Origin of the sequence: Amycolatopsis rhizosphaerae (assembly GCF_007713715.1) — a bacterium.
GTDB lineage: Bacteria > Actinomycetota > Actinomycetes > Mycobacteriales > Pseudonocardiaceae > Amycolatopsis_E > Amycolatopsis_E rhizosphaerae.
In genome coordinates this window covers 1-2,099 of sequence record NZ_VJWX01000758.1, presented here as the reverse complement: position 1 = coordinate 2,099, position 2,099 = coordinate 1, and the positions used below count along the sequence as shown (strand labels likewise).

At 69.7% G+C, this 2,099-nt stretch carries 4 protein-coding genes; all 4 read right to left on the bottom strand.

Going from position 1 to position 2,099, the window contains the following annotated elements; all coding sequences use genetic code 11:
• Positions 1–97: 97 nt before the first annotated feature.
• Positions 98–739, bottom strand: a complete 642-nt coding sequence (locus FNH05_RS36485; RefSeq protein WP_144593391.1) for a hypothetical protein — start codon at positions 737–739, stop codon at positions 98–100.
• Between the two features lie 65 nt (positions 740–804).
• Entirely contained in the window at positions 805–999 is a 195-nt protein-coding gene (locus tag FNH05_RS36480) for a hypothetical protein (RefSeq protein ID WP_246128152.1), read from the bottom strand.
• Complete coding sequence (locus FNH05_RS36475) at positions 966–1,376, bottom strand: YbaB/EbfC family nucleoid-associated protein (RefSeq protein WP_144593390.1); 411 nt, start codon at positions 1,374–1,376, stop codon at positions 966–968. The genes FNH05_RS36480 and FNH05_RS36475 overlap by 34 nt, the downstream gene beginning before the upstream one ends.
• Before the next feature lie 120 nt (positions 1,377–1,496).
• A partial coding sequence (locus FNH05_RS36470; protein WP_186382922.1) for an N-acetylmuramoyl-L-alanine amidase family protein occupies positions 1,497–2,099 on the bottom strand: 603 nt, incomplete at its 5' end.

The window sequence follows — 2,099 nt, the reverse complement described above, 5'->3', positions numbered from 1 at the left end:
TGCTCACTCCGGGCTGACCCGCCGATGGGGTGCCTGAAGGTCGCCTTCGGGGTCATGAACGCTCTCAAGGCGACCCTGAGGGCACGACCTGGTCTCGCTACCCCGGCCGCCCGTTCCAGTGGATGGTCTCCGGGGGCTCGAGGAACTTGCGCAGATGCTGCTCCTCGGGGCGGCCGTGCAGGAGGAACCGGAAAATCGATCCGTCCGGCCAGGTCATCGTGCTCCTGCGGAAGCTGACGGCCGGAGCCTGCGGTTGGCGTGCCTGCCAGATGATCCGCGGCGGCGGCGCGTCGGCCGAGTCTTGGAAGGTGGATCCCGTGTCCACCACCGCGATGCACGACGGCGAAAAGACCAGCCAGGAGCCGCGGGCCTTTCGCAGCTTGTCGAGCAGGTCCAACGCCATGGCGTCCGCCGGGCCTTTCACCCGGATTTCCCGGCGGTACAGGTGTCCCACGCCGCGAGCGTCGGCGCCGTTCGCCAAGGAAAAAAGGGCGAGCACCGCGCCGCCGATGCCACGAAAAACGTTCCAGAAGAATCGTCGGACGAGTTTCTTCCCCTTGACCGTGCCGTCCAGGCGCCTGCCCGGTACGTCGAATCCCGGACTGTCGTCCCCGAGGCGCAGGACGATGACCGGCTCGCGCCACTGGGCTCGCACCAGTTCCTCGACCCGTTCCCGGAACCCGGAGCGGACCTCGGTCTCGTATCTCCTGACTTCGAGCCGCGCTTCATGCTCGAACATCTTGCGGGCGGCCCGCCGCCGGGCCCCGGTCGGCGCCAGCTCGGCGAACCCGGCCGGATCGACGGCTAGATGTCGAGGTTGCGACGGGTTTCCCCCGGACTCTGGTCCCCGCCGATTTCGCTCTTGTCGAACCACGGTTCGTCCCCCTCAGGAGTAACGGCTTCCTTGCCCTCGGTGTACGCGGTTTTCCCCACGGCGATACCGGCCTTGACACCCGCACCGGCGATCAGCGGTTTGGCCCCCAAGGCGGTGCCGAACATCGTGGTGAGCATCCGGTTGCTCGGCTGGAAGCCCTGTGCGGCTGCGCCGATCGCCACGCGTCACCGAACGCGTCGTCCACGATTCCGGCTTGTTGCCGGACGGCTCCGCCGACGGCCTGGCGTAGCGTAGCCATGATCACCTCCGCCAACCGGTCCGAGCCGAGGCGTACCGCGCTCGGAGCGAGCCGGAGGCCGGTGACGGTCCCACCGGCGCCCGCGACCACGGTGACGTTGCCGTCCGGCGAGGTCACGGTGGTCTCGACCTGCGCGATCCGCTCCTGCATATCCCCGACCCCGGCGAAGCGGGCCTCGGCCTGCCGCAACTTGGCCTGGAAATTCTCGAACTGGGCGATCAACTGGTCCATCTGGGCCGACATGACGTCCCCCTTGCGCGATACGGTCACAGATGACCGGATTGTGACAGATCTCCGGTCAAACCGATCGATTTCCCCAAGATGTCTTGACGGCACCGCGCCCGGGCCGGGCGTCGCTGGGGGTCAGCGGGTGGTGAGGGCGGCCTCGACGGCACGGGAGATGCCGGTCGCGATGGCGGCCTGCCCGGCCGGGTCCGCGGCCGTCTCGGCATCGCGCGGGTTGCTGAGGAACAGGGGTTCGACCAGCGCACCCGGCATCCCGCTCGGCTCGTCGACCCAGCCCCGGGAAGCGGGCCCGAGCAGCATCAGATGCCCGTACGCCTCACCCGCGGGGGTGATCTGACCGCCGCCGGTCGCGGTGTCGTCCCCGATCCCCCGATCGGGGACCGGGCGGCCCGCCTCGGCCAGCGCCGCGAGGATGTTCTGCTGCAGCAGGGTCGCGAGCCTCTGGTTGGCCTGGGCGAAGGGCCGTCCGGTGTTGTACAGCGTGGTCGCGCCGCGGACGCTCGAGTCGGGGTAGGAGTCGAAGTGGACCGAGACGAGGGCCGCCGCGCCGGAGCGGTTGGCGCACCGCAGCCTGCCCTCCATGTCGGTGTGCTTGCCCGTGGTCGAGAATCCCTGGCCGTCGAGGTCGGCGGGGGCGAGCGGGAGGATGGACGTGTCCGTGATGCGCGAGAGCACCACCCGGAACCCGTTCTGCCGCAACCGGGCCGCGGCGTCCAGCAC